The organism is Gordonia sp. DT218, assembly GCF_049847105.1.
GTDB lineage: Bacteria > Actinomycetota > Actinomycetes > Mycobacteriales > Mycobacteriaceae > Gordonia.
In genome coordinates, this window is record NZ_JBNCNS010000001.1 from 1,029,116 (window position 1) to 1,053,964 (window position 24,849).

Annotated in this window: 25 protein-coding genes; 13 read left to right on the top strand and 12 right to left on the bottom strand. The window is 65.2% G+C overall.

Annotation, left to right across the window (positions count from 1 at the left end; all coding sequences use genetic code 11):
- Window positions 1-90 precede the first annotated feature (90 nt).
- Window positions 91-903 (top strand): sugar phosphate isomerase/epimerase family protein, encoded by an 813-nt coding sequence (locus tag ACPXCG_RS04775; RefSeq protein ID WP_425789581.1) that lies wholly within the window; start codon window positions 91-93, stop codon window positions 901-903.
- A gap of 83 nt (window positions 904-986) precedes the next feature.
- On the opposite strand, the gene ACPXCG_RS04780 is transcribed toward ACPXCG_RS04775, so the two are convergent.
- On the bottom strand, window positions 987-1,853 hold the full coding sequence (locus ACPXCG_RS04780; RefSeq protein WP_425789583.1) for a mycofactocin-coupled SDR family oxidoreductase: 867 nt from the start codon (window positions 1,851-1,853) through the stop codon (window positions 987-989).
- Window positions 1,854-1,945: 92 nt separating this feature from the next.
- Complete coding sequence (locus ACPXCG_RS04785; protein ID WP_425789585.1) at window positions 1,946-2,749, bottom strand: NAD(P)-dependent oxidoreductase; 804 nt, start codon at window positions 2,747-2,749, stop codon at window positions 1,946-1,948.
- A gap of 248 nt (window positions 2,750-2,997) precedes the next feature.
- Between ACPXCG_RS04785 and ACPXCG_RS04790 the strand changes: the two genes are divergently transcribed.
- From ACPXCG_RS04790 to ACPXCG_RS04810, 5 genes are read left to right on the top strand one after another with little or no spacing between them, the layout of a single operon-like run.
- Window positions 2,998-4,182 carry an amidohydrolase family protein gene (locus tag ACPXCG_RS04790; RefSeq protein WP_425789587.1) on the top strand — a complete coding sequence of 395 codons (1,185 nt, stop codon included), beginning with the start codon at window positions 2,998-3,000 and terminating at the stop codon, window positions 4,180-4,182.
- 33 nt (window positions 4,183-4,215) lie between these two features.
- The gene (locus ACPXCG_RS04795) at window positions 4,216-4,503 is read left to right on the top strand and encodes a hypothetical protein (RefSeq protein ID WP_425789589.1); all 288 of its coding nucleotides are present in this window, start codon (window positions 4,216-4,218) and stop codon (window positions 4,501-4,503) included.
- Between the two features lie 12 nt (window positions 4,504-4,515).
- Window positions 4,516-6,189: a thiolase C-terminal domain-containing protein gene (locus ACPXCG_RS04800; RefSeq protein ID WP_425789591.1), complete on the top strand. Its 1,674-nt coding sequence runs from the start codon at window positions 4,516-4,518 to the stop codon at window positions 6,187-6,189.
- 33 nt (window positions 6,190-6,222) lie between these two features.
- The gene (locus tag ACPXCG_RS04805) at window positions 6,223-7,452 is read left to right on the top strand and encodes a CaiB/BaiF CoA transferase family protein (RefSeq protein WP_425789593.1); all 1,230 of its coding nucleotides are present in this window, start codon (window positions 6,223-6,225) and stop codon (window positions 7,450-7,452) included.
- A gap of 46 nt (window positions 7,453-7,498) precedes the next feature.
- Entirely contained in the window at window positions 7,499-8,650 is a 1,152-nt protein-coding gene (locus tag ACPXCG_RS04810) for a thiolase family protein (RefSeq protein WP_425789595.1), read from the top strand.
- 134 nt (window positions 8,651-8,784) lie between these two features.
- Here the strand turns inward: ACPXCG_RS04810 and ACPXCG_RS04815 are convergent, their stop codons facing one another.
- Both ACPXCG_RS04815 and ACPXCG_RS04820 read right to left on the bottom strand, forming a co-directional pair.
- Window positions 8,785-9,537, bottom strand: coding sequence for an SDR family NAD(P)-dependent oxidoreductase (locus ACPXCG_RS04815; protein WP_425789597.1), 753 nt, complete (start codon window positions 9,535-9,537; stop codon window positions 8,785-8,787).
- Between the two features lie 294 nt (window positions 9,538-9,831).
- Entirely contained in the window at window positions 9,832-10,899 is a 1,068-nt protein-coding gene (locus ACPXCG_RS04820) for a CaiB/BaiF CoA transferase family protein (RefSeq protein ID WP_425789599.1), read from the bottom strand.
- A 112-nt stretch (window positions 10,900-11,011) separates the two neighbouring features.
- On the opposite strand from ACPXCG_RS04820, the gene ACPXCG_RS04825 reads away from it, so the two are divergent.
- The 3 genes from ACPXCG_RS04825 to ACPXCG_RS04835 are packed head-to-tail and all read left to right on the top strand — an operon-like array spanning window position 11,012 to window position 13,762.
- Window positions 11,012-12,172, top strand: a complete 1,161-nt coding sequence (locus ACPXCG_RS04825) for an acyl-CoA dehydrogenase family protein (RefSeq protein WP_425789601.1) — start codon at window positions 11,012-11,014, stop codon at window positions 12,170-12,172.
- 49 nt (window positions 12,173-12,221) lie between these two features.
- Window positions 12,222-12,989, top strand: a complete 768-nt coding sequence (locus ACPXCG_RS04830) for an SDR family NAD(P)-dependent oxidoreductase (RefSeq protein WP_425789603.1) — start codon at window positions 12,222-12,224, stop codon at window positions 12,987-12,989.
- The gene (locus ACPXCG_RS04835) at window positions 12,986-13,762 is read left to right on the top strand and encodes a crotonase/enoyl-CoA hydratase family protein (RefSeq protein ID WP_425789605.1); all 777 of its coding nucleotides are present in this window, start codon (window positions 12,986-12,988) and stop codon (window positions 13,760-13,762) included. Before ACPXCG_RS04830 ends, ACPXCG_RS04835 begins: the two co-directional genes overlap by 4 nt.
- Before the next feature lie 51 nt (window positions 13,763-13,813).
- Here ACPXCG_RS04835 and ACPXCG_RS04840 read toward each other — a convergent pair whose 3' ends face one another.
- The 8 genes from ACPXCG_RS04840 to ACPXCG_RS04875 form a co-directional block, all read right to left on the bottom strand.
- Entirely contained in the window at window positions 13,814-14,788 is a 975-nt protein-coding gene (locus tag ACPXCG_RS04840; RefSeq protein WP_425789607.1) for an NADPH:quinone oxidoreductase family protein, read from the bottom strand.
- Window positions 14,789-14,805: 17 nt separating this feature from the next.
- A complete protein-coding gene (locus tag ACPXCG_RS04845) occupies window positions 14,806-15,567 on the bottom strand; it encodes an SDR family NAD(P)-dependent oxidoreductase (protein ID WP_425789609.1) in 762 nt (253 codons plus the stop codon).
- Between the two features lie 26 nt (window positions 15,568-15,593).
- Window positions 15,594-16,337: an SDR family NAD(P)-dependent oxidoreductase gene (locus tag ACPXCG_RS04850; RefSeq protein WP_425789611.1), complete on the bottom strand. Its 744-nt coding sequence runs from the start codon at window positions 16,335-16,337 to the stop codon at window positions 15,594-15,596.
- Window positions 16,334-17,638 (bottom strand): acyl-CoA dehydrogenase family protein, encoded by a 1,305-nt coding sequence (locus tag ACPXCG_RS04855; RefSeq protein ID WP_425789613.1) that lies wholly within the window; start codon window positions 17,636-17,638, stop codon window positions 16,334-16,336. The genes ACPXCG_RS04850 and ACPXCG_RS04855 overlap by 4 nt, the downstream gene beginning before the upstream one ends.
- Before the next feature lie 20 nt (window positions 17,639-17,658).
- Window positions 17,659-18,366, bottom strand: a complete 708-nt coding sequence (locus tag ACPXCG_RS04860) for a TetR/AcrR family transcriptional regulator (protein ID WP_425789615.1) — start codon at window positions 18,364-18,366, stop codon at window positions 17,659-17,661.
- 47 nt (window positions 18,367-18,413) lie between these two features.
- Window positions 18,414-19,436 (bottom strand): phosphotransferase family protein, encoded by a 1,023-nt coding sequence (locus tag ACPXCG_RS04865; RefSeq protein ID WP_425789617.1) that lies wholly within the window; start codon window positions 19,434-19,436, stop codon window positions 18,414-18,416.
- A 162-nt stretch (window positions 19,437-19,598) separates the two neighbouring features.
- Complete coding sequence (locus tag ACPXCG_RS04870) at window positions 19,599-21,251, bottom strand: class I adenylate-forming enzyme family protein (protein WP_425789618.1); 1,653 nt, start codon at window positions 21,249-21,251, stop codon at window positions 19,599-19,601.
- Window positions 21,215-21,898, bottom strand: coding sequence for a tyrosine-protein phosphatase (locus ACPXCG_RS04875; RefSeq protein ID WP_425789620.1), 684 nt, complete (start codon window positions 21,896-21,898; stop codon window positions 21,215-21,217). Before ACPXCG_RS04875 ends, ACPXCG_RS04870 begins: the two co-directional genes overlap by 37 nt.
- A gap of 347 nt (window positions 21,899-22,245) precedes the next feature.
- Between ACPXCG_RS04875 and ACPXCG_RS04880 the strand changes: the two genes are divergently transcribed.
- From ACPXCG_RS04880 to ACPXCG_RS04895, 4 genes are all read left to right on the top strand, one after another.
- Window positions 22,246-23,010 (top strand): SDR family NAD(P)-dependent oxidoreductase, encoded by a 765-nt coding sequence (locus ACPXCG_RS04880; protein ID WP_425789622.1) that lies wholly within the window; start codon window positions 22,246-22,248, stop codon window positions 23,008-23,010.
- A 51-nt stretch (window positions 23,011-23,061) separates the two neighbouring features.
- Entirely contained in the window at window positions 23,062-23,391 is a 330-nt protein-coding gene (locus ACPXCG_RS04885) for a nuclear transport factor 2 family protein (RefSeq protein WP_425789624.1), read from the top strand.
- Between the two features lie 64 nt (window positions 23,392-23,455).
- Entirely contained in the window at window positions 23,456-23,707 is a 252-nt protein-coding gene (locus ACPXCG_RS04890) for a transposase (protein ID WP_425789626.1), read from the top strand.
- Window positions 23,595-24,638, top strand: a complete 1,044-nt coding sequence (locus tag ACPXCG_RS04895) for an IS3 family transposase (RefSeq protein WP_425789628.1) — start codon at window positions 23,595-23,597, stop codon at window positions 24,636-24,638. The genes ACPXCG_RS04890 and ACPXCG_RS04895 overlap by 113 nt, the downstream gene beginning before the upstream one ends.
- Window positions 24,639-24,849 lie beyond the last annotated feature (211 nt).

The following is a 24,849-nucleotide window of genomic DNA, read 5'->3' on the forward strand; positions in this document are numbered from 1 at the left end:
CTGATTATGTTCGGAGCGCGTTTCACGTGGCGGCCGAGCACCGCCCTTTCAGTTCATCTGACGAATCTCGTCCAACCCAGGAGAATGACAATGGATCCACGCGTTTCGCTGAGCGCCTTGTGCTACTACACGACTCCTCTCCCGGACTTCATCGACGAGTTGAAGCGGCAAGGCGTCAGCACCACAACACTCATGGCAGGTCCGATCACCGAGTTCGGCGTCGAACAAACACGCGATCTCCTCGAGTCATCGGGGATCTCGGTCGCCGCCCTGATCCCGGGACTGCCTGCCGATCTCGCCGATACCCAGACCTGGGACCGCAAGCGGGCGGAGCTGATCGACACGATCGACATGGCTGTGACACTGGGAGTCCCCGCGGTGTACACCGTGAGCGGTTCGCTGGTTGTCGACGAAGACACCTCCGTCGCGGCATTCAAGCGCTACATCGAGCCCGTCGTCGCATACGCGAACAAGGTGGGCGTCAAGTTCCTCATCGAGCCGACACTTCCCGTCTACGCGTTCGTCTCCTTCGTATACACGCTCAAGACGTACCTGCGACTGGCCGGTGAATGCAATGTCGGCCTATGCCTCGACGTTTACCACGTCTGGGAGGACCCCGACCTGGAGCGCGTCCTCCGCGATGACATCGACCTGGTGGGGATCGTCCAGATCGGCGACTCGCAGCGCGACTCGGAAGGGAACTTGCAGAAGCAGATCCCGGGTGAGGGAAACGTCGGAATCGCCGGCCTCACCGCTCGCATTGTCGATGCCGGCTACCAGGGAGCATTCGACCTGGAGATCGACGGGCCGTTCATTGAGAGTGTCGGCGTGACCACGGCGACCGAACGCGCGGTCGCCTACATGGATCAAGCGCTCGCGGGCGCCCCGCTCACCGCCGGTTGACCCAGATACCCATCGACAAAACAACTGCCGCCCAACGAATCTGGTTCGATGGGCGGCAGTCGTTGTCCGGCTGGTGGTGACCGTCAGGCCGGAGCCCCCGACGTTGTGTCGGCCAGAAGCGCACCGGCATCGACCTTCAGCTGCTGGCCGGTGATGTACCGCGACGCGTCCGAGGCCAAGAAGAGAACAGCCTCGCTCACGTCCCGGGGCGCGATGGTGTTCACCGGGAGCCGGTGGGAGACCCCGAAGGCAGGCTCCGCGTCCTCGCGAGTCGGATTCGGCAGATCCGGCCGGAAAATCTTGTACATCGCCTCGTTCTGGAGCATCGCGGTGTCGATGTTGCCGGGATGTACGGCATTGACGCGAATGCCGAGCGGCGCGAACTGCAACGCGGCATCGTGCACGAAGCGGGTCACACCTCGTTTCGCATTCGCGTAACCCGCGGCTCCGGGTCCTGCAGCGGGATTGTCGGTGAGGCTCGCCAGCAATGCTGCCATGGACCCGGTACAAACGATCGACGCACCCGAACGAAGGTGAGGAAAGACCGCGTCGACGGTGTTCACCACACCAACCAGATCGACCGAGATGGTGTCCAGGAACGCAGGCGTCGCGACATCCGGCCCCAACGGGCAGATCCCCGCGTTCGCCACCACGATGTCGATGCGCCCGAACTCGGCGGCACCGGCCTCCGCCGCTTCGATGACACTCGATCGATCCCGAACGTCGACCACCCGAGTGAGCACCCTTCGACCGAGATCCGTCACCAGCCGTGCAGTCTCCGCGAGATCGTCCGGCCCGGCCATGGTGTGGGTCGCGGTCTTTATCTGTTCACAGATGTCGATCGCGATGATGTCCGCACCGGCCTCCGCCAATCGGATTGCGTGACTGCGCCCCTGGCCCTGTCCGGCGCCTGTGATGAATGCGACGCGCCCTTCCAGTGATGTATCCATTGATTCCTCTTCCGCTTCTTCGGTTCCTACTGTGGTCGTCGGCGCATCTACCCGCAGTCTGCGTGAATTCTCTCCGCCGCAACGTCGTTCAGTCAGAGATCCATCGGTCCGCGCTCGGCAGCGGCGATCAGGTCGGCGAGGTCGACGTCCAGCTCGGCGGCGACGAGCCGCACCGACGCGACATCCTTTCGCAGATATCGGAGCAACCGTTCGCTGTACGTTCGCGCATCGACTCCCGAGCCGCTGAGGTAGCCGGCCGCGGTGCTCCCCCCACTGCTGGCGGCCAGCACGTCGAGCAGTGTGCCCTGCTCGATCCCGAGCGACTCTCCGGCCTCGAGCGCCGCCAGCGTGAGCTGGGTGCATGCCGCGAACAGTGCGTTGTTCAGCAGTTTCGCGGCCAGCGCGGTACCCGGGCCGCCCGTTTTCTGCGGGGCATCGGCATACGCACGGACCACTTGGGCGGCCGCCTCCACTGCAGTGTCGTCACCGGCCAGCAGGACGGTCAGGGCGCCGGCGCGCACTGCGTCCGGGGTGCCGCTGAACGGAGCCTCCACCACTGACACACCATTCGCCGATCCGGTCGCACCGAGCGAACGGATCGCTGCCGGACCTCCAGTGGTGTGCGAGATGAACACCGAACCGGGCTGCATGTCCCGCACGATCGGCGTGCACAGCTCCAGCACATGATCCTCGCTGAACAAGCACGTGATCACGAACGGTAGGGCCGCGAGCTCGCCGGGTGTCTCGACGATCGTGGCGCCGAGGTCCGCCAGCCGATCGCGGACCTCGATTCGCCTGGCATACACGACCACGCGCCGGCCGGTGCCGAGCAGTCGCTCGACCATCGGCTCACCGATATGACCTGCACCGATGAAACCGACCTCATCCATTGACATCGTTCCCCCTCTGCGATCCGCACAGAATCTCATCGACACATATCTAACTGTTTATAACATGTACCGTAGATCACACAACGTGGACGGCGTCGATGGCCGAGACATATGTGCAGCCTCACCCAAACCGAACGAGACGTCGCCCCACTGAGCGGAAAAGCGCAGTGACTTGGCCAACATCCACTGCTAGCGTCGACATAGATAAACAAGTGATCGCATTCGCTGCCGATCCGAGCACTCCAGGAGGGTCCATGCCACTGCAGAACCATATGCACCTGATCTCCACTGACGACCACCTGATCGAACCTCCCAGCCTCTGGGTCGATCGCCTGCCGAAGAAGTTCCTCGAGGCCGGCCCGCGGATCATCGAGAAGGAGATGCCTCGCTCCGTTCACGCCGGTGATGGAAACAACAACAAGACCGGCACCAAGCTCGCCGAAGTGTGGATCTACGAAGGCCGGGTCTACCCGTATATCGGCCTGAACGCCGTTGCGGGCAAGAAGCCGGAGGAGTATGGGGCCGAGCCGACTCGCTATGAGGACATGATCCCGGGGTGCTACGAGCCCAAGGCTCGTGTCCTGGACATGGACATCGACGGCGTCCAGGCCGGACTCTCGTTCCCGTCGTTCCCGCGTTTCGCCGGCACCGTGTTCCTCGATGGTGAGGACAAGGAGCTGGCCCTGCTTTCTGTCCAGGCCTGGAACGACTTTCACATCGACGAGTGGTGCGCCACCGCTCCCGACCGTCTCATCCCGCTGGTGATCCTGCCACTGTGGTCCGTCGAAGAGTGCGTCAAGGAGGTCTATCGCACGGCCGCCAAGGGCGCCAAGGCGATCTCGTTCCCGGAGAATCCGGTCCCGCTCGGGCTCCCCTCATTCCACACCGACCACTGGGATCCGTTCTTCTCCGCGGTCGAAGAAGTCGGCATCCCGCTGACCGTGCACTTCGGGACCTCGGGCAAGCCGCCCATCACCGCACCCGAGGCGCCCATGGCCGTGATGACCGCCCTGTTCGGGTGCAACTCGATGTACGCGACCGCCGATCTGCTGTTCTCGCCGGTTTTCCACCGCCACCCGAAACTGAAGTTCATGCTCTCCGAGGGTGGCATCGGCTGGGTTCCCTACATGCTCGAGCGCATGGACCAAACCTGGGCGAAGCACCGCTTCTATCAGAACATCAACCAAACCATCCGACCCTCGGAACTGTTCGCCAAGCATCTCTACGGGTGCTTCATCGAGGACGACTTCGGCGTCGCGAACCGCCACGCAGTCGGCATCGACAACATCACGTGGGAAGGCGACTACCCGCATTCGGACTCGAACTGGCCCAACAGCCGCAAGAAGGTTCACGACTCGATGATCGACGTCCCCGACGACGAGGTGGAGAAGATGGTCGAGACCAACGCCCGCGCGCTCCTCGACTTCCCCCGCAACTGAGCCGAGCACGACAGAGAGACCGCCAGAATCGTCATGGAAGAACACATCGAACAATTACCCGAGGACGACTGGGTCGACCAGGATCTCCTGACACGCGAACTCGCCAGTGAGTTGCTGGACGAGGAGATCACCACCGAGACCGAACGGCTCGGTGACTCCGGCGCGGAAGGCGACCTGTTCAGCCGAGCCGACCGGGAGCGCCGGATCGCCGCAATGGTCGCCGTCCGCGATCGCCACCGCGACCCCGACATCGCGCGGGTCCGCGGAGTCGATGCTCGCGCACAGGAGACGACCTCGGCCGACTCGGATGCGGCGCACTGAGCACCGCCTCGAATGGAGGAAGATTTGACCACCACCTTGGCCACCGGACGCCCTCTCCCGCAGCCGACACTCGCGAGCCGTGAGTTCTGGGCATCCGGCGCCGACGGCATCCTGCGGATCGCGCAGTGCGCCGACTGCGGAAAACGAAACCACCCGCAGTCGGTGCGGTGCCCGGTGTGCGGGGGGCGCGACCTCCCACTCCAACCCGTCTCCGGCAACGCCTTCGTCGTCGGCGTGACGGTGAACGTGCAGCAGTGGCTGCCCGATTTCCCACCGCCGTACATCATCGCGGTCGTTGCGCTCGACGAGGATTCGGACGTTCGATTGACGACCAACATCGTCGGCTGCGAGCCCGACGAGGTTGCCGTCGGCACACGGGTCAGGGTGCTCTTTCAGCAGGTCGACGAGTCGATCTGGCTTCCTTTGTTCGAGATCGACCCGGACGCCGCCGACGTGCCCGCTCCGATGCCGGAACCCGACGACTTTCGGTCCCACCTGCGAGCGCCGGTCAGGACCGAGCGCTTCGAGGATCGCGTCGCGATCACCGGCGTCGGACAGTCGAGGGTCGGCCGCAGGCTCATGGTCGATCCGCTGTCACTGACAGTCGACGCCTGCCTGGCTGCTGTCGAGGACGCGGGGCTCACCCTCGACGACATCGATGGCCTGTCCACATATCCCGGCCGGTACGGGGGCGGCATGTCCGAGGGCGGCATCATGCCCGTGGAGCAGGCACTGCGGGTCCGGCCGACGTGGGTCAACGCCGGTAGCGAGCTCCACGGGCAGAACGGTGCAATCGTCGCCGCGATGCTCGCCGTCGCCTCTGGCCTGTGTCGGCATGTCCTCTGCTTTCGCACTGTGTGGGAGTCCTCCCATTCCGCGCTGATGCGCTCGGGGCAGTGGGCCGCGAGTACGAGCCGGGCGACTGACATGTTCGAGTACCTGCATCCCTTCGGTGCGATGTCGGCGTCCAACTGGATCGCCTGCCAGGCCTCGAACTACTTCCACCGATACGGCAACGCGAAAGAAGCCCTCGGGGCCATCGCGGTCACCGCCCGCGACAACGCTTCGGCCAACCCCGAGGCCGTCTACCGCGACCCGATCACCATGGACGACTACCTGAACGCACGGCCGATCTCGACGCCGTTCGGACTGTACGACTGCGACGTACCCGTCGACGCCGGGATCGCGGTCATCGTCTCGGCCGCCGACACCGTCAAGGACCTCCCCGGCAAGCCGGTCTTCGTCGAAGCCGTCGGCACGCAGGTGATGGAGAACCTCTCGTGGGACCAGAGCACCCTGGCACATCTGCCGCAGACCTTGGGCCCCGGCGCGCACCTGTGGAGTCGAACCGATCTCCGCCCGGACGACGTCGACGTCGGTCTGATCTACGACGGCTTCACCTTCGACGCATTGAGCTGGATCGAAGCGCTCGGCTTCTGCGAGTTCGGCGGTGCAACAGACTTCATCGACGGCGGCAAGACCATTGCGCTCGACGGCAGTCTTCCGCTGAACCCGCACGGTGGCCAACTCTCGGCCGGGCGGACGCACGGCTTCGGGTTCTTCCGCGAAGCCGTGCTGCAACTCCGCGGGCAAGCGCCCGGCCGACAGGTCATCGACCCGAAAGTCGCCGTGGTCTCGTCCGGCGGTGGTGTTCCGTCCGGCGCGATCCTCCTCCGCACCAACTGATCCCGTCTTTCTACCTACTCATAGGAGTCCAACATGGATCGCCCTCTCGAAGGTATCCACATCCTCGAGGTCGCCCAGTTCACGTTCGTTCCGGCCGCGGGTGCTGTCCTCGCCGACTGGGGTGCCGACATCCTCAAGATCGAACACGCCGAGAAGGGCGACGCCCAACGTGGTTTGGTCCGCGTACTCGGTCACAAGACGGGCACTGCGGGCTCGTCGTTCAGTCCCATCATGGACGGTCCGAATCGAAGCAAACGCAGCATCGGCCTCGACCTGGCAAATCCGGACGCCCGACCGGTGCTCGAGGAACTCATCCGTCGTAGCGACGTGTTCCTCACCAATTACCTCCCGACGCAGCTGACGAAGCTCGGGATCACCCTCGAGCGCGTACGAGAAATCAATCCGAAGATCATCTACGTGACGGGCAACGGCTTCGGCAACGAGGGTCGCGACATGGATTCCGGCGCTTACGATTCGACCGGGTTCTGGGCCCGTGGCGGCAGTGCGGACGGCGTGCTGCCACCGGACGCCGACCACATGGCGTTCATGCCGGCAGGCGCTTACGGCGACAATATCGGCGGGATGACCATTGCGGGCGGCATCGCCGCCGCCATCGCCGGACGCGAGCGCACCGGCGAGCCGTCCGAGGTGGATGTGTCACTACTCGGCGTGGGAGCCTGGGCCACCCAGTTCACGGTCAACATGGCGCTGGCCAACGGCGGGCCTCTGGAGAAGGTCGTGAAGAAGACCCAGGCCGCCGGGAATCCCCTCACCGGTTCGTACAAGACGGCGGACAATCGGTGGCTACAGTTCTCCATGCTGCAGCCCACGCGTTTCTGGAACGAGTTCGTCGGACTCCTCGGCCTGGGCCACCTGGTGGACGATCCCCGATTCGCGACGCACGACGGTATCGCCGAGAACTGCGAGGAGATCGGCGCCTTGTTCGCCAAAGCCCTCGCAGACAAGACCTTCGACGAGTGGACCGAGATCCTCGCCGATCTGAGCGGGCCGTGGGCTCCGGTCCAGAACAGCTGGGACGTCGGAAACGACGACGCCCTGATCGCGAACGGGCGCATCGTCGAGCTCACCGACGCCGAAGGGAACGCTCAGCGACTTGTCGCGAATCCGGTGAAGTTCGACAAATCCCCCGTCACGATGACCCGAGCACCTCAATTCGCCGAACACACCGACGAGATCCTGCGCGAGATCGGTATCGACGATGAGCAGCTCATCGGCCTCAAGATCGCCGGGGCGGTCACCTAGTGCACGTGGTCGTCATCTCATCAGTCTGCGTCACAGGAGTAAAAGAATGCACGTAAGAGACGCGGTCATCGTCGAGGCCGTCCGCACACCCATCGGTAAGCGCAACGGCTCACTGAGCAGCGTCCACGCGGTTGACCTGTCCGCGTTGGTTCTGAACGAGCTCATCTCCCGCACCGGCGTCGATTCCGCCATCGTCGACGATGTCATGTGGGGTTGCGTGACACAGCTCGGCGATCAGTCGAGCAATGTCGCACGGTTCGCCACGCTCGCCGCCGGATGGCCCGAGAGCGTACCTGCGGTCACGATCAACCGCGCGTGCGGCTCGGGTCAGCAGGCGATCGAATCGGCCGCGCACGCCGTCATGTCCGGCAGATACGACATCGCCGTGGCCGGCGGTGTCGAGACGATGTCGAGGGTTCCGCTGGGCGCCGGCCGCGCCACCGGCTTCCCCTACGGCCAGACCGTGCTCGACCGGTTCGACACCGACAAGCTCGATCAAGGGATGGGCGCCGAGCTCATCGCTCAGAAGTGGGGCCTTTCCCGTTACGCCCTTGACGAATTCGCCTCGCGTTCACACCAACTCACGGCCGATGCCATCGATCGGGGTGCGTTCGACTCCCAGCTGGCGCCCGTCCATGTGGGCGAGGCAGATCTCGACGTGGACGAAGGCCTGCGACGCGGCACCTCGCCCGAGACGCTGGCCAAGCTGAAGCCGTCGTTCTCCGACGACGGCGTGATCCACGCCGGCAATGCCTCACAGATCTCCGACGGCGCCTCCGCCGTGATGATCACGACACCGGAAAAGGCCGCCGAACTCGGACTCACGCCGATCGTCCGCCTGCACTCGGGGTCGGTCGTCGGTGCCGATCCGGTCATGATGCTGACCGCGCCGATCCCGGCAACCGAAAAGGTTCTGGCACGGGCCGGCCTCACCATCAGCGACATCGGCGCAATCGAGATCAACGAGGCGTTCGCACCCGTGCCGCTCGCATGGCAGATCGAGATCGGCGCAGATCCTGACCGCGTGAATCCGCTGGGCGGCGCGATCGCCGTCGGCCATCCTCTCGGTGCGACGGGTGCGATTCTGACCACGCGGCTCATCCATCACATGCGTGAGCAGGGAATCAAGTACGGGCTACAGACAATCTGTGAGGGCGGCGGGACAGCCAATGCGACGATCTACGAACTCGTCGAATGATCCGACCGTCGTCGGTCCGACCTCGTTCGAACCGGTAGACGTCAACTCCAGAATCAGCGGCTGTCCCGGAGATCCCTTCGGCCACCGGGACAGCCGCGGCGCGCGATCCTGATCCGCGGCAGCCGATCCGGGAGCTACGCGCCCAGCATCTGCAGGCCACCGTCTACCGCGAGAAGTTGTCCCGTGATGAACTTGGCGGCATCGCTCGACAGAAACAGCAGCACGGGCCCCAGATCCTCGACCGGGTCGCCCAGTTTACCGCCGAGCGGAATCGCCGATTTCAGCTGCTGTTCGAGCTGTTGCACCCCCTCCGGACTCAGCGTGTCCCGCAGCCGGTCGGCACCTGGAGTCTGGACGGCCGGGGCAACGGCGTTGACGGTGACGCCGTCGGCTGCCCACAGGCGGGCGGCCGATCGGGTCCAGGCATGCACTGCGGCCTTCGCGGCAGAGTAGGTCGCGGCGAAGGGACTTCCGGTCACACCTTCGGCCGAACCGAAGTTGACGATCTGCCCTCCCGATGACTTCATCGATGCGTACGCAGCCTGATTCGTGAAGACGGTGGCACCGAAGTTGGCGTCCAGCATCGACCGGATGTCCTCGGCATCGAGCTGACCGGGTATGGCGGGCTGCCAGTTGCCTGCAGCGTGAATCAGCACGTCGAGTCCACCGAGCTCCGTAACCGCCTCGGCGACAGCTTCTTCCGCAGAATGCTGATCCGTGACGTCGCAACGGATCCAGGCGGCACCCGCCCGGGCCACGGGTTCGGTGTTGTGAAAGGTTCCGACCACTCGCGCGCCGGCGGCACTGAGCGCCGCCACCGCGGCGGCGCCGATGCCGGTGGCGGCGCCGGTCACCAACACGCGCCGGGCCTCGACAGACGAGCTCATGTCAACCTCCTGAGGTGAGTGAGTATGTCGCAACCGGTCGCCATGAACGCAGTGGCAGCTTCGACCTGACCGCCGGCGAGCCGTGCTAGGTTTACTTGGTTATCTATGTTGACAGTAACAGAACTGGACTCTACCCGGCCGGACCCACGAATCCGGCCGCTCGGCCGGTCAGACCGAAGCCCCCAGAGGAGCGACATGCACCCTCCGAACGGATCGGGACTCATGAGACGCCGCTTGGCCGCTCTTGCCATCGGTTCCGGTGGCCATCACCGGCCACCGGAACGTACTCGGCCGTCACCGACCGGCATCCGCCTCCGCCGTCCACGAGTCGAGCAGCTCTTGAGCGGGCACGACCGTCGTGCGATACCCGATCGGCACACGCGGCGTCCAGCCTCCCCTGCCGTCATCAGCGAGGATCCCGCGCGCTCGGACCTGCGAGTCGGCCGGCGCCTCCGCGAGGCCCAACACCGGGGTCAGGCACGCGTCGGTCGGTGCGGCGACCTCGGCCCATTCGTCACGAGTCCGGGTCAACACGGCGGCGGCGATCCGCTCCCGGAGCGCAGGCCACGATTCCGGATCTGCGCGCCCGTCCACGAGCTCCGGCTCGAGCCCGAGAACCTCGAGCAGAACAGCGAAGAACGGATCCTCCAGCGCGCCGACAGCAACGAACTTGCCGTCGGCACAGCGATACACGTCGTAGTACGGAGCACCGGTGTCGAGTCGATTCGTGCCGGCCTCGTCCGACCATCGACCAGCCGAGCGATACTCCTGGAGCATCGACGTCAGATACGTGGTGCCATCAAGGATGCCGACATCGAGTACCGCCCCTCGCCCCGTCCGGCCGCGCTCGTATACGGCCGACAGCACCGCCGTCACGAGATACATGGCCCCGCCGCCGAAATCGCCGAGAAGGTTTGCCGGTGGCGTCGGAACACCACCACGTCGAGTCGCCGAGTGGAGCGCCCCCGACAGTGCGATGTAGTTGATGTCGTGACCGGCGGTCCTCGCCAACGGGCCGGACTGCCCCCACCCCGTCATTCGTGCGTACACCAGACCTTGGTTGTCGGCCCGCACGTCCTCCGGGCCGAGCCCGAGTCGCTCCATGACACCCGGGCGGAATCCCTCGACGACGACATCGGCTGCGGCGATGGCGCCTCGGACCTGCTGCAGCGACGCCCCGTTCTTGAGGTCGACCTCCAGCGTGTCCCGGTTGCGGACCAATGCTGGGAGATCGGCTCCGGGCCGACGCAACGTCAACACTTCTGCGCCGAGATCCGCAAGCATCATGCACCCGAACGGAGTCGGGCCCAAACCGAGGAACTCCACGACCCGCAGGCCAGTCAGCGGTGCTGGAATGCTCATTCTCTTCATCCTTTGAATCGAGTTGTCAGACAGTGTGATTCAAACCGAAAGACCCCGGAGAACACAAGCCGGAGGCCGAACCTTCCGGCATTCATCGAATTAGGAGAAACAAGTGCCTCAGCCATTCTATGAGGACGATCACGAACATTTCCGCGACGTGGTCCGCGAGTTCGTGAAACGAGAAGTCGTTCCGAATCTGGACCAGTGGGAAGAGGATCGAGAGACCGGCCGCGATGTCTGGAAAGCGGCCGGATCGCACGGAGTACTCGGCATCCGAATCGCCGAAGAGCTCGGCGGCGGCGGCATGCGCGATTACCGATTCCGCTGCGTCGTACAGGAGGAACTCGCCGCGGTCGGGGCCGCCTCACTCGCATCCGGATTCTCGATCAACGAGGACATCGTCGCGTCGTACCTGACGACATTCGGTACCGACGAACAGCAGCGACAGTGGCTGCCCGGTATGGCCGGCGGAACCGTCGTCGCGTCGATCGCCATGTCCGAGCCCGCCGCCGGAAGCGACCTGCGGGGCATGAAGACCACTGCCGTCCGCGACGGAGACGAGTGGGTCATCAACGGCGCCAAGACATTCATCACCAGCGGATTCTCCTCGGATGTCGTCCTTACGGCCGCCCGCACCGGTGAACACGAGGGCCGACCGCGGTTGTCCTTGATCCTGGTACCGACCACCACGCCGGGATTCAGTCGCGGACGCAAGCTCCGCAAACTGGGCCTGCATGCGCAGGACACCGCAGAGATCGCGTTCAACGACGTTCGAGTACCCGTCACCAACCTCGTCGGCGAGGAAGGCAGAGGCTTTCATCACCTGACCGCACAGCTTCCGCTCGAGCGGCTCTCCATCGCTTGGCGCGCACTGTGCGCCGCCGAGGCGGCTCTGGAATGGACGGTCAAATACACCAGTGAGCGAAAGGCATTCGGCGAGCGCATCATCGATTTCCAGAACACCCGGTTCCGCCTCGCCGAGATGACAACCGAGGTCGAGATCACCAGGACGTTCCTCGAGCAGTCCATTCACGCCTACAACGACGGCACCTTCGATGTCACGCGCGGAGCAAAAGCCAAGTGGTGGACGACCGAACTGCAAAACCGGATCGTGAACGGCTGTCTCCAATTGCACGGCGGATACGGATACATGGACGAATACCCGATCTCCCGCGCGTACGCCGATGCGCGCGTGCAGACGATCGTCGGCGGAACGACCGAGATCATGAAGGAGATCATCGGCCGCGACATCGCGGGACGGTTTCCCGCATAGGCCCGCACGCGCAGGCGTCCATCTCACCCCACAACAGAAAGGCTGAGTCATGCAGCTGAAAGACAACACATTCTTCGTGACCGGCGGTGCGTCCGGGCTCGGAGCGGCGACCGCCACCGCACTCGTCGGTGCTGGTGCTCGCGTGATCGTCGCCGACCTCGCGGCATCCGACGGCGCGGCGACTGCTGAGCGCCTCGGTGACGCCGCCGTCTTCGCGCCGGTCGACATCACCGACGAGGACTCACTCGGACCTGCCCTCGATGCGGCCGAGAAGCTCGGTCCGTTGCGCGGCGTCGTGCACTGCGCAGGCCGCGGCGGCGACCGTCTTCGCATCCTGAACAAGCAGGGCGAGCCAAACGATCTCGAGAGCTTCCGCAACATCCTCGAGATCAACCTCATCGGGACCTACAACGTGCTGCGCACGGCCGCCGCGCGGATGGCGGGCAACGAGGCGATCGACGGTGAGCGGGGTTCCATCGTGCTGACGGCTTCGGTCGCCGCGTTCGACGGCCAGATCGGCCAGACGGCCTACACCGCGTCGAAGGCGGCCGTGCATGGCATCACGCTGGTCGCCGCCCGCGACCTGGCGAGTCACGGGATACGAGTGAACACGATCGCTCCGGGTACGTTCGACACCCCGATGCTTGCACGGTTGCGCGACGACATCCGCGAAGGTCTCGCCGCAGGCGTACCGTTCCCAAAGCGTCTCGGGCGCGCGGAGGACTACGCCGACATGGCGCTCGCTCTCCTGGCGAACGGCTATACGAACGGTGAGACCATCCGTGTGGACGGCGCGATCCGGATGCCTCCACGATGAGCGGCACGCCTGAACACGAGGCCCTCGTGGAGGCCGACGGCAGAATCCTCACGATCACCATCAATCGTCCACGGCAGCGCAACGCCATGAGCCTGTCGGCGGCGACCGCGATCGCCGACGCGCTGACCCGACTAGACGACGACCCCGAACTCTCCGTCGCAATCCTCACCGGAAGCGGCGGAACGTTCTGCGCGGGTATGGATCTCAAGCGGTTCCAGCTGGGCGAGCGTCCCGTCGTCGCCGGCCGCGGATTCGGCGGGCTCGTCGAGGCCCCACCGGCCAAGCCCCTGATCGCCGCTGTCGAGGGCTGGGCACTGGGCGGCGGGTTCGAGATGGTTCTCGCTTGTGACCTCGTCGTAGCCGGCACGGGTGCGAAGTTCGGACTGCCAGAGGTCAAGCGTGGTCTGGCAGCCCGTGCAGGTGGCATCTTCCGAGCACCTCGTGTCCTTCCGCGTGCAGTCGCACTCGAGATGCTGCTCACCGGCGAACCCATCAGCGCCCGAGACGCACATGTGCACGGACTGATCAATCGCGTCGTCGACGACGGTAGTGCGGTCGATGTGGCGCGCACGCTGGCCATGGCGATCGTCTCGAACGCTCCGCTCGCGGTACGCGCCAGCAAAGCGTTGGCGCTCGCCGCGCGCACCTGGACCGACGACGAGTCGTTCGAGCGCCAGTCCACCTACACCGATCCCGTGTTCGCCTCGGCGGACGCGATCGAAGGTGCAGCTGCCTTCACGGAACGCCGCGCACCGCGCTGGCAAGGAGCCTGACACGGCAGGGGCGCAGACGGCGATCCGTCTGCGCCCCTGCCGATTGCACGCTCACCGCGTGGTGTCGATGACAACTTTCCCCGTGGTCTGGCGTTGTGCGACACGAGCCAATGCCTTCGGCGCCTCATCGAGCCCGTGGATCTCCGAGACGTGCGGCTTCATGCCCTCGGCGACGAGGGTCGCGATCGCGGAACGGCCCCGGTCCACGACCTCCGGCAGACGCTGCGCGAGAGTTCGGATCTCGAACCCCCGAAGGATCGCACCCTTGAGCAGGATCAGATTCAGCGGGATTCGCGGAATGTCGCCCTGCGCGAATCCGACGACGACGAAGCGACCTCCCCACGCGATTGCGCGCAACGCCTGCTCCGAGTAATGACCGCCGACCGGATCGATCACCACATCGGCGCCGCCGCCGGTGATCTCCTTGATCCGGTCCTTGAGATTCTCGTCCCGGTAGACGATCGTCTCCGCCGCGCCGAGGTCACGGCATGCCTGCGCCCGTTCGGGTGTGGACACCGCCGCGATCACGCGGGCGCCGAGGCGGGTCGCGACATCGATGCACGCGGTGCCCACGCCGCCGGCCGCCCCCAGGATGACCACCCATTCGCCCGCCGTGACGTCACCGAACGTCGTCAGCGAGTGATAGGCGGTCCGGTAGGTGACGTTGAATGCCGCTGCCTGGACCATGTCCAGGCCCTCGGGCACCGGCGACAACGCGCTCGCCGGCACCGCGATCTTCTCGGCGAACGCGCCGCCGAACGCGGTGCCCATCACCGCATCGCCGATCCGGAGACCGGTGACGTCCTCCCCGACCGCGCGTACCGTGCCGGCAAACTCACTGCCGGCCGTGAACGGGGTCGGGACGCTCACCTGGTACTTGTCCGCGACGATCAGGACGTCGGGGTAATTCACCGACGCGGCCTGGACCCCGACGACGACCTCACCGGGCCCGGCTACCGGCTCGGGGATATCGCGGACCATCAGCAACTCGGGATCGCCGTGGGTCTCGCAGCGTACTGCTCGCATCTCGTGTCCTTCCCCGGCTATCGCACCATGAGGGATCCGCCGTCGATGGCGATGATCTGGCCGGTCATGAATCGGGAACCCTCACCAGCCATGAACTTGATCACCGGGATCAGGTCGTCGACCTGTCCGAGCTTTCCACCGAGGGGGATCATCGTGGACAGCTTGCGATCGTGTTCGACGAGTTGCTCGGGTGTCATCTCGGAACGGGTCTTCTCGTACATCGGCGTCCAGATCGCCGGCACGATCGAATTGACCGTGATGGCGTACCGAGCCCACTCGACAGCGATGGTCCGAGACCATCCGAGCACGGCGGCCTTGCTGGCAGCGTATGCGGCCTTGCCCGGCAGGCCCTTCGCGCCTGCTGCCGACGCGAAGTTCAGAATCCGCCCCCCGCCGGCCGTGAGCGGCTCGAACGCAGCCTGGTTCGTCAGAAACGTCCCGGTCGTGTTGACCGCCATGGTCTGCTCCCACAGCTGCAGGGGCGTCGTCTCGGCGGGGCACCCAGGAGCGATGCCCGCTGCGTTTATCAGAACGTCCAGCCCGTTCAGATGCGAGACGCCCTCGGCGAACGCCTGATCGACCGACTCCTTGGCTGCGACGTCACATCGAATGAACCTGGCACCCGATTCCGACGCGATTCGCTCGCCTTCATGTTCGGTGAGATCCATCGAGACCACCTGCGCGCCCGCAGACCTGAAGGCAGCAACCAAAGCCGCGCCCTGCCCGCTCGCCCCACCGGTGATGATCACCCGTCGATCGGTCAATCCGTTGTCATCCACTCTCTGCTCCTTGATCTTCTTGCGGCTCAGTACAGTCCGCCGTCGACCCGAATCAGCGACGCCGTGGTGTAGCTCGACGCCGGGCTGGCCAGATACAGCGCAGTCGTGACGACCTCCTCGGGCCGTCCCGGTCGTCCGATCGCGCTCTGCGTGGTCTCCCGCTTCTCCGGCGCCCACGCTTTGGAGATGTCGGTCAGGAACGGGCCCGCCGAGATGGTGTTCACGCGCACGTTGGGACCGAATTCTCGGGAGAAGGCGCCGGCCACCGCGTTCAGTGCCGCCTTGGCACCCGAGTACGGACCGAATCGAGGCTGCGGGAACAGGGCGCCCGATGACGACACATTGATGATCGAGCCGCCGTCACCGGCCGCCATGCGTTCGCCGACCAGCGACGTCAAGCGAAACGGCCCTTTGAAATTGACGCCGATGACCTTGTCGAACAGCTCTTCGCTGGTTTCGGCCGACGAGGGAGCAACCGGCGACATACCCGCGTTGTTCACCAGGACATCGACCTTGCCGAACACCTCGTACGCCTTCTCGACGAGCGCGTCGATCTCGTTCCACTTGCCGATGTGGCAGCTCACCGGGAGCGCTTTGCGACCGAGCGCCTCTACCTCGCGGGCAACGTCCTCACATGCTTCGGCCTTGCGACTGGTGATGACGACGTCGGCACCGGCCTCGGCGAACGCCAGCACCATCTCGCGGCCGAGGCCACGACTACCACCGGTGACGAGAGCAACTTTGCCGGACAGATCGAAATGATTGGTCATGCGATTCCGTACTCCTCGAGAATGGCGGCGTGCTTGGCCTTTGCCGCGCTCAGTCGTGTGGGGATGTGTTCGGTCGGGAACAACGAGTCGGTCGGTTCGTAGCCCGCCAGCACACCGCGGGCGACCGCCACCTTGTGCACCTCCGTCGGACCGTCCGCGAGACCCATCGAGATGACCCCGTGCCAATAATCGTGCAGCGGCGTCTCGACAGTGGACCCGAGCGACCCGTGAAGTTGGATCGCGCGGTGAATGATGTCGTGGTACACCTTCGCCATCGCGACCTTGCACATCGCGATGTATGTGCGGGCGGCTCCGTGCGGTTGGCTGTCGATGACCCACGCAGTCTTGAGGACCAGCAGTCGGTACTGCTCGAGTTCGATCGCCGAGTCGGCGATGAACTGCTGCACCAGTTGCTTCTTCGCGAGCAGCTCGCCCTGCGTACGGCGCGACAGCGCCCGCTCGCCCATCATGTCCAGTGCCCGTTGACATTTGCCCACGGTCCGCATTGCGTGGTGGACGCGGCCGCCGCCGAGGCGAGCCTGCGCGACCTCGAAGCCCTGGCCGGGGCCACCCAGAATTGCATCCGAAGGGACGCGGACGTCGTTGTAGCGGATGTAGGCGTGGGTTCCCTCGTCGAGTTCATCGCGATCCCCCATGACAGACACGTTCCGGATGATCTCCACGCCGGGGGTTTCGGTCGGCACGACGAACATAGACATGCGCCGGTACGGTGACGCGTCGGGGTCGGTGACCGCCATCACGATCAGGAACGACGCATACCGCGCGTTGGACGAGAACCACTTCTCACCGCTGATGACCCATTCGTCGCCGTCCTTGCGAGCAGAGCAGATGAATTCCTTGGGATCGGCACCCGCCTGGGGCTCGGTCATCGAGAACGACGAGACGATGTCACCGTCGAGCAACGGCTGCAAATACTCCTTCTTCTGCGCGTCGGTGCCGAACATGGCAAGGATCTCGGCGTTGCCGGTGTCCGGGGCCGCGGTGCCGAACACCGTCGGCGCCCACATCGACCTGCCGAGCACCTCGTTCAGTAGTGCGAGCTTGATCTGGCCGTAGCCCTGCCCACCGAGCTCGGGGCCGAGGTGGCACGCCCACAGGTCCTGTTCCTTCACTCGCTCACGCAGCGGAGCGAGAATGGCGCGGGCGGCCTTGTTCTCGGTGTTGTATGGCTGGCCGAGGTGTGGGAACAACAGGTCTAGCGGTTCACACTCCTCGCGGACGAAGGCGGCTGCCCAGTCGAGCTTCGCCTGGAACTCGGGGTCTGTCTGGAAATCCCACATGCATGCGGTCCTTTACTCAGTCACTTCTCGGTTGATGGGTCGGGGGGCGCCGGCAGTGTGGGCGCGGTCGGGGCCGGGCCGGTGACGCCCGACAGGCAGAAAGCCAGGAGGTGTTCACGGGCTTGGTCCGTCGGCGACTCACCGGAGGTCAGATATGTTGTCGTGAGCCCCATCACCAGGGTGTGGACGAACAGGGCGGTCCGGTCTGCGTCGGCGACGGCGCCGTCGGTCAGCACAGAGGCGAGCAGGCTTGCGATGCGCTCGTGCCCGACCGGGCGGATCTCGCTTTTGGTGCGGGCGATCTGCTCGACGTTCCAGATGACCGCCCGACTGAGCTCCGAGAGCTCCGGGTCCTGGATCTGCGCCAGGACTCCGTCGATCCAGGCCGCGAGCCGGGCCTCGAGGTCGGGTTGCTTGAGCACCTGATGTTCTAGGTAGTCGTGGATCGTCAGCAGGCCCTGTTCGTAAGTGGCGACGATGACGTCGTCACGACTGCGAAAATGTCGATAGAAGGCCTGATTCGACAGTCCCGCTTCGGCAACGATCTCCGCCAGCTTCGGAACCTCGGTACACCCCTTGCGCACAATCACGGCCTGCGTCGCACGGATCAGGAGCTTGACCTCGTCGTCGTAGGAGGCCTGGCGGCGCGGCTTCGGTACGCGGCGGAGCTGACGACCTCCCGAGATCACCGGTGTGACGTCACCATGCACACGCACCGTGTCGATCATCGAAATCGTCTCCTTCCCGTTGGTGTTCTCCCGGTGGCGCGCAGTGGTCAGTACCCGATGAGCGTCAGAGCCTCGGTCAGCAGGCCCGGCAGCGCGGGTTCCATCTTCTGGAAGGCAGGGCTCAGCCCGCCCCGCTTGCGCGCCCGTTTGATGAGCAGCGCGGTTGCCGCGGCCTCCTTGTAGCGAGTGAGTGCATGGAACCAGTCGATGTCGTCCACCCGGCGGCCCGTCGTCTCCTCGTAGGCCTTCGTGACTTCGGCGATGGTCGGTGTACCGCAGGGCGCTTGGGATGCCGCAGCGGGGTGGCCGGCTTCGTCGGTGAAGTAGGCGAGCCAGGTGAGGTCGATGCGCGGATCGCCGACGGACCATATCTCCCAGTCGATGAGCGCCGTGACCCGATCGCCGTCACAGAGTGTGTTGCCGAGGCGGTAGTCGCCGTGGTTGACGACCGGGCGGGCGGGCTCCGGCATCGTCGCGTGCAGCGCCTTCGCGCAGCCTCGGTAGTCACCCCGAAGGTCTGCTGGGACGGTTTCGAAGGCCCTTGTCCACCGGTCGATCTCCGCGCCGAGAGTCACGACCGGCTCGTCAGCCAGACCGATGTCCGCCGGAACGGCCGAATGGAGGTGAGCCAGCATGCGTGCCGCGTCGAGATACCGCGCGCGGGTCTGCGCCCGGGTCATGTCGTCGGTCGACCGCTCCGCGGCCAGGAGCGGTTCGACACACTCACCGGGAACCATCTGCATGGCCACGAACGGCGGAATGCCGTCGTCGTCGAAATAGATGGCAGGCGCAGCGACACCGGGGACACCTTGTAGCGCCTGCATGACCCGACCTTGGCGGATCACGTCACGGTTGCGGACCGGTTCGAGGCCCGGAGGTGCGACTTTGAGCACGACCGACTCGGCGGCGGCGCTGCCCGTGATGTCGGCGACGAACGTCAAACTCGACGTTCCACCGGTCAGCGGGCGGACGTTGTCGACCCGAATGTCGGCCCGCCAACGTCGACCAGCTTGCGCAGCACGCGTGCTGATGTCGGCCAGCAGCTCGGATTGGACGAACTCCGTTGTCATGTGGCTCCTTCACTTGACGGTGACGACAGTGAGTGTGAGGACGAAAGTGAGATTGCGATTCTGGGAACATCATTTCGAGTTTCCAGTGGATACCCAACCCCGCATTCCACCCAACGGAACCGCTATCAGTTCGAATAGTGCTGCGACACAGAGACACCCCGGTCAACGACCAAAATGTTCCGCACGCAGGTCAGACTTTCGGACCTTGCCCAATGCAGTGCGCGGCAACGCGTCGACGAACACAAGGCGTTCGGGCGTCTTCTGACGGGCCAGGCCCGACGACGCGAAGTGCGCCCGGAGCCCGTCGAGGGTGAGGCCCGCACCGGGTTCGAGGACGACCACGGCCGCGATCACCTCTCCGTAGCGTGGGTCCGGCGCCGCGACGACCGCGGCCTCTGCAATCGCCGGGTGACTTGCGATGATGTCCTCGACCTGACTCGAAGAGATCGTCTCCCCTGCCCTGATCACCACGTCCTTGATCCGGTCGGTGATCGTCAGACGACCCTGGCCGTCCAGGTGGCCGAGGTCGCCGGTACGCATCCAGCCATCAATGGTGAACACATCCGCGTCCAGTCGCGCGTCTCGGTATCCGACGAACTGGTCGGGCCCCTGGAGCACTACCTCACCGTCCATCCCAATGGGTACATCAGCTCCGTCGTTGTCGAGGATGCGAACCCCGACGCCGGCCATCGGCGCACCATCGGTGCCCAGTCGCGCCGCGACCGCCTCCCCGGCGTGACCGGAAGTGGCGGTGGGATGTTCGGTGGAGCCGTAGCAGCGGAACGTGGCGATGCCGGCCGCTTCCGCACGCCGAACCAACCCTTCCGGGACCGTGGCCGCCCCGACGAGAAAGTCCGTCAGCGTCCGCAGCTTGGACTCGACGTCCTCCACGTCCAGCAGCCCGGCGAGATGGAACGGCGTCCCGGAGGTCGAGGTGACCCGATAGCGTGAGATCAGCTCCGCGGCCACGGAGGCATCCCAGCGCTCCATGTAGACCGCGCTGCGGCCGTGCACGAGCGGTCGCAGCACATTGCTGACTCCCGCGATGTGCCCCGGCGGGAACGAGACGAGTTGGACGCGATCCCTGGGTCCCCCGGGCGCTCCGGGTTCGGATCGCACCTCGGCGATCAACGAATTATGGCTGTGCTGAACACCCTTCGGCGCTGAGGTCGTACCCGACGTGTAGACGAGAAGAGCTATGTCGTCCGCGAGCACGGTGGGTCGGAGGTACTCCGCCGAGGTCGACAGGTCACGCCAGGGCACCGCCCCGGCAGGAGTGTCATCGCCCACGATCACCACGTGTCGCAAAGACGGCAGCTCCGTGTAGCTCTCGAGTCGGGAGCCGAAATCCGTGGTGCGCCACCGATCCGACTGGATCAGCATCACGGCTTCCGACTGCTCGAGGATGAACCGCACCTCGTTCGGTCCGTAGATGTGCACGATGGGCACGAGTACCCCGCCGGCCAGCAGGACGGCCGCATACGCCACGGACGCCTCGATCCGGTTGGCGAGCTGCACTGCCACTGCATCTCCCGGACGCACCCCGTGGGTGCGCAGCCCGGCGGCCACCCGCTTCGCCTCCTCGCGAATCTCACCGATGGACGTCACCGATCGGGAACCGTCGGCAGCGCAATAGACGACCGGACTGTGTGATCCGGGCGCGTGTTCGTCCGACAGGACATCGACCCAGGTACTGGAGCCGTAGTATCCCCGGCGGTACCACTGCTCGAGCACACCGCGTGCGCCACCGACCGGGTGTGCTGGGTTCGGTGAGCGGGTCATCGCCGGCCAGTCCCGCGCAGCCGGGTCTGCCACCGGGCGAGTGCATCAGGGTCCGCCCCGTTGTCGAGAAACCACCGGGCCGGTCCACCACGGATCGACGTCAAGCGGTCGATGACGGGTGCGATCGCCTCGACCGGCGCGTGCATGTACTTCTCCGGGAGCGGAGGCGAATCGTGCTTCCGAACGCCAACGTCGAGCCACCTCGCGTACAGGTTCGGCACGGCCGCTTCGCTGCGGACGAAGTCGCCGGTCACCGCAGAAGGTTCGACGCCTGCGGCGAGCAGAAGAGCCGCCACGGCCACGCCGGTCCGGTCCTTTCCCGCTGTGCAGTGCACGAGCGTAGGACCCGTCGACGACGCTACGTACCGGAGCAGGTCAGCCGCCCAGATCTCCGCGCAGTGCAGCATGCGGAGGAAGACTTCTGTCAGGTCGGTCGGCGCCGCGTCCGGCGCAGCGGCGTCCAGCATCGGCACGTGATAGACCGCCTGTCCCGCAGGCCATTCGTAAGCGAAGCGCGAACGTTCTCGGACACCACGCAGATCGACAACGCATGCCGGCGGCCAGGATTTCAGCTCGGGATCAGTGTCACCCGGGTATGGAGCATCGCCGCGATAGAGAACCCCGCTCGCGGTCACGCCGCCGTCGGTGAACGCCAACCCCCCGACATCGCGAAGGTTCACGAGGCCTCGAATGGCCCCTTCACCGCGCCCACAACGGTCGGCCTCCGACGACCTCGTCCGCTCGACCGACATCCCGGCGCTCATACCGCGGAAACGACCGAAACCTGCACGGCTGTGGTTCGATACGCAACCGTGAGCAGTGGCCGCTGCGCTGTGGTCGGCCCACCCGCCAGAACGAAACAGATCCGAAAGACCAGCACACCGCCGTCTACCCCATCCATGCTCACCCCTTCGACACAACGGCCCGACGTCGACTCGACGCTGGTAGACAAATATTACCTATTTAACTACGTTGAACGTATCGCGGGACTCTCACCCCGCACAAGCCGTAGAGAAGGGCACGATCAATGGACCTCACGAATGCTTGCACCGCAGTCACCGGGGGCGCATCCGGCCTCGGCAAAGCCACCGCCGAGGCGTTCATCGCGCGCGGCGTTCCGACCGTTCTCATCGATCTGCCATCGTCGAACGGCGCTGCGGTCGCCGCCGAGCTAGGCGAACTGGCCACCTTCGTTCCCGCCGATGTCCGCGACCCTGCGTCCATCGACGCCGGTCTCGCCGCCGCAGAAAAGATCGCGCCGCTGCGTGCGGTCGTCCATTGCGCAGGTCGCGGCGGCAAGGTGCGGCTGGTGAACAAAGACGGCACGGCGGGCGACCTCGAACTCTACAAGCAGGTGATCGACACGAACCTGGTCGGGACGTTCACGGTCGCCAGTCTGGCGGCCACGCGGATGGCCAAGAACGAGGCCGTAGACGGCGAACGCGGAGTGATCATCATGACAGCCTCCGTGGCCGCCTTCGAAGGACAGATCGGCCAGGCCGCGTACTCGTCTGCGAAGGCGGGCGTCGCAGGGCTGACGATCGTCGCGGCGCGCGATCTGGCGCGCAAACTCATCCGGGTCGTGACGATCGCACCGGGCACGTTCGAGACGCCGATCCTCGGGGGGCTGTCGGAGAAGGTCCGCGATTCCCTCGCATCTCAGGTCCCCCATCCCAGCCGCCTCGGCGACCCGTCCGAGTACGCAAAGCTGGCGTTGGCCATCGTCGACAACGCAATGATCAACGGCGAGACGATCCGGATCGACGGCGCGATCCGCATGGCGCCGGTGTAGACCTGAACCCACTCCACGATCAACCGTAACCCCACTCCGACAGAGGATTCCATGGGCAATCCCGCCCCGCTCAAGCTCGCCGACCCCCTTGTGGCAGAGGGCGTCCGCCATACCCTCGCCGCCTACACGCGTGCACTCGACAGCGGCCGCCTCGACGAACTGATCGGGCTGTTCACCCCCGAGGGACGTTCGGAGCTGCCTCGGATGGAGCCGGCCGTCGGGCACGCCGCGCTCCGCACGCTCTACGCACCGCTGATGGCAGACCATCCACAGCGCCACGTGGTGGTCGACACCGTCGTCACCCGCAGAGACGACGGGCGCGCGCTGGCGACCAGCACCCTGCTGTGGATCAACGCTCGCGACCATGCGTGGGTGGTGTGAGGTTCCCCCCTGGTAGTGGACACCGAGATAGCGGGATTGATGGTCGCGCTGGGAGGATGTTCACATGTCGCGGAAGCGTCGGTCGTTCACGACCGAGTACAAAGTCGATGCTGCGCATCGAGTGATCGATTCAGGTCGATCCATCGCCGAGGTCGCCCGCGACCTCGGCCTCAACGACGGCTTGCTCGGCCGCTGGGTGGCCGATGAACGCCGGCGCCTCGACGCTGCCGGTCAGACCGGACAGGAGCCGCTCACAGCCGCTGAGCGAGACGAGCTGGCGCGGTTGCCGAGCAGGAGAAGGACATCGCGTTCTTGAAAAAAGCGTCGGCGTACTTCGCGGCGAACCATCAACGGTAGAGAAGCACGCGTTGATGGCCGCGGAGTGCGCCACCACAGCAATCGGTCGCATGGCCACCCTGCTGGGTGTGTCGGTGTCGGGCTATTACAAGCACCTCAAGTCAACGGTAACAACAGATTTGAGTCCCAACAAACGGCGCCGCGAGGAGTTGGGTGTGCAGATCACGTCCATCCACAAGGAGTCGCACGGGGTGTACGGGGCGCCTCGAATCACTGCCGAGCTGCGCGCACAGGGCCAGCTGGTGACCGAGAAGACTGTTGCCAAGATGATGGCCGAGCGAGGTATCGCCGGGATCAGCCCGCGCACGTTCTCACCGCCGACTACGGTCGTCGATCCGTTCGCCACGTTCCCGCCTGATTTGGTCAACCGGGTCTTCGATCAGGGGCGGATCGATGCGGTCTGGACTTCGGACATCACCTACTTGACCTGCGGCGAAGGCGACATGTATTTGTGCGCGATCAAAGATGAGCACTCCAAACGGGTGCTGGGGTGGGCGGTCGCTGATCACATGCGTACTGAGTTGGTGACCGATGCGGTCGAGATGGCGGTGCGGACCCGTGGCGGCCGGGTGCAAGGCACGATTGTGCACTCGGACAGGGGATCTCAATACACCGCTCACACGATGGCCCAGGCATGTGAACCGCACGGTCTGCTGCGTTCGATGGGCCGGACCGGGGTGTGCTGGGATAATGCGGGTGCCGAATCGCTGTGGTCGACGTTCAAACACGAGCACTACTACCGCCACAGCTACGTCCACAAGACCGAATTGATTGCTGCGGTTGACAACTGGATGAATTACTACAACACTACGAGGCGGCACTCAACGATCGAGATGCTCAGCCCGGTCAACTACGAGATGTCACTGACTGCGGAGCTTCTAGCCGCGTAAATCACCCTCCACTATGCGGGGGGAACCTCAGTGGAACTGGTGGGCACATACGAGGACGTGCTGGTACAGGGCGAAGGCGAGCAGTGGCTGTTCGAGGAACGTGCGCTGTCGTTCGACACCCCGTGACTGCCCAACGACGACGGCCGCCAGAGCATCGCTCTGGCGGCCGTCTTGTCTCGCATCCGACCGGATCTGCCGTATTCCACTGGGT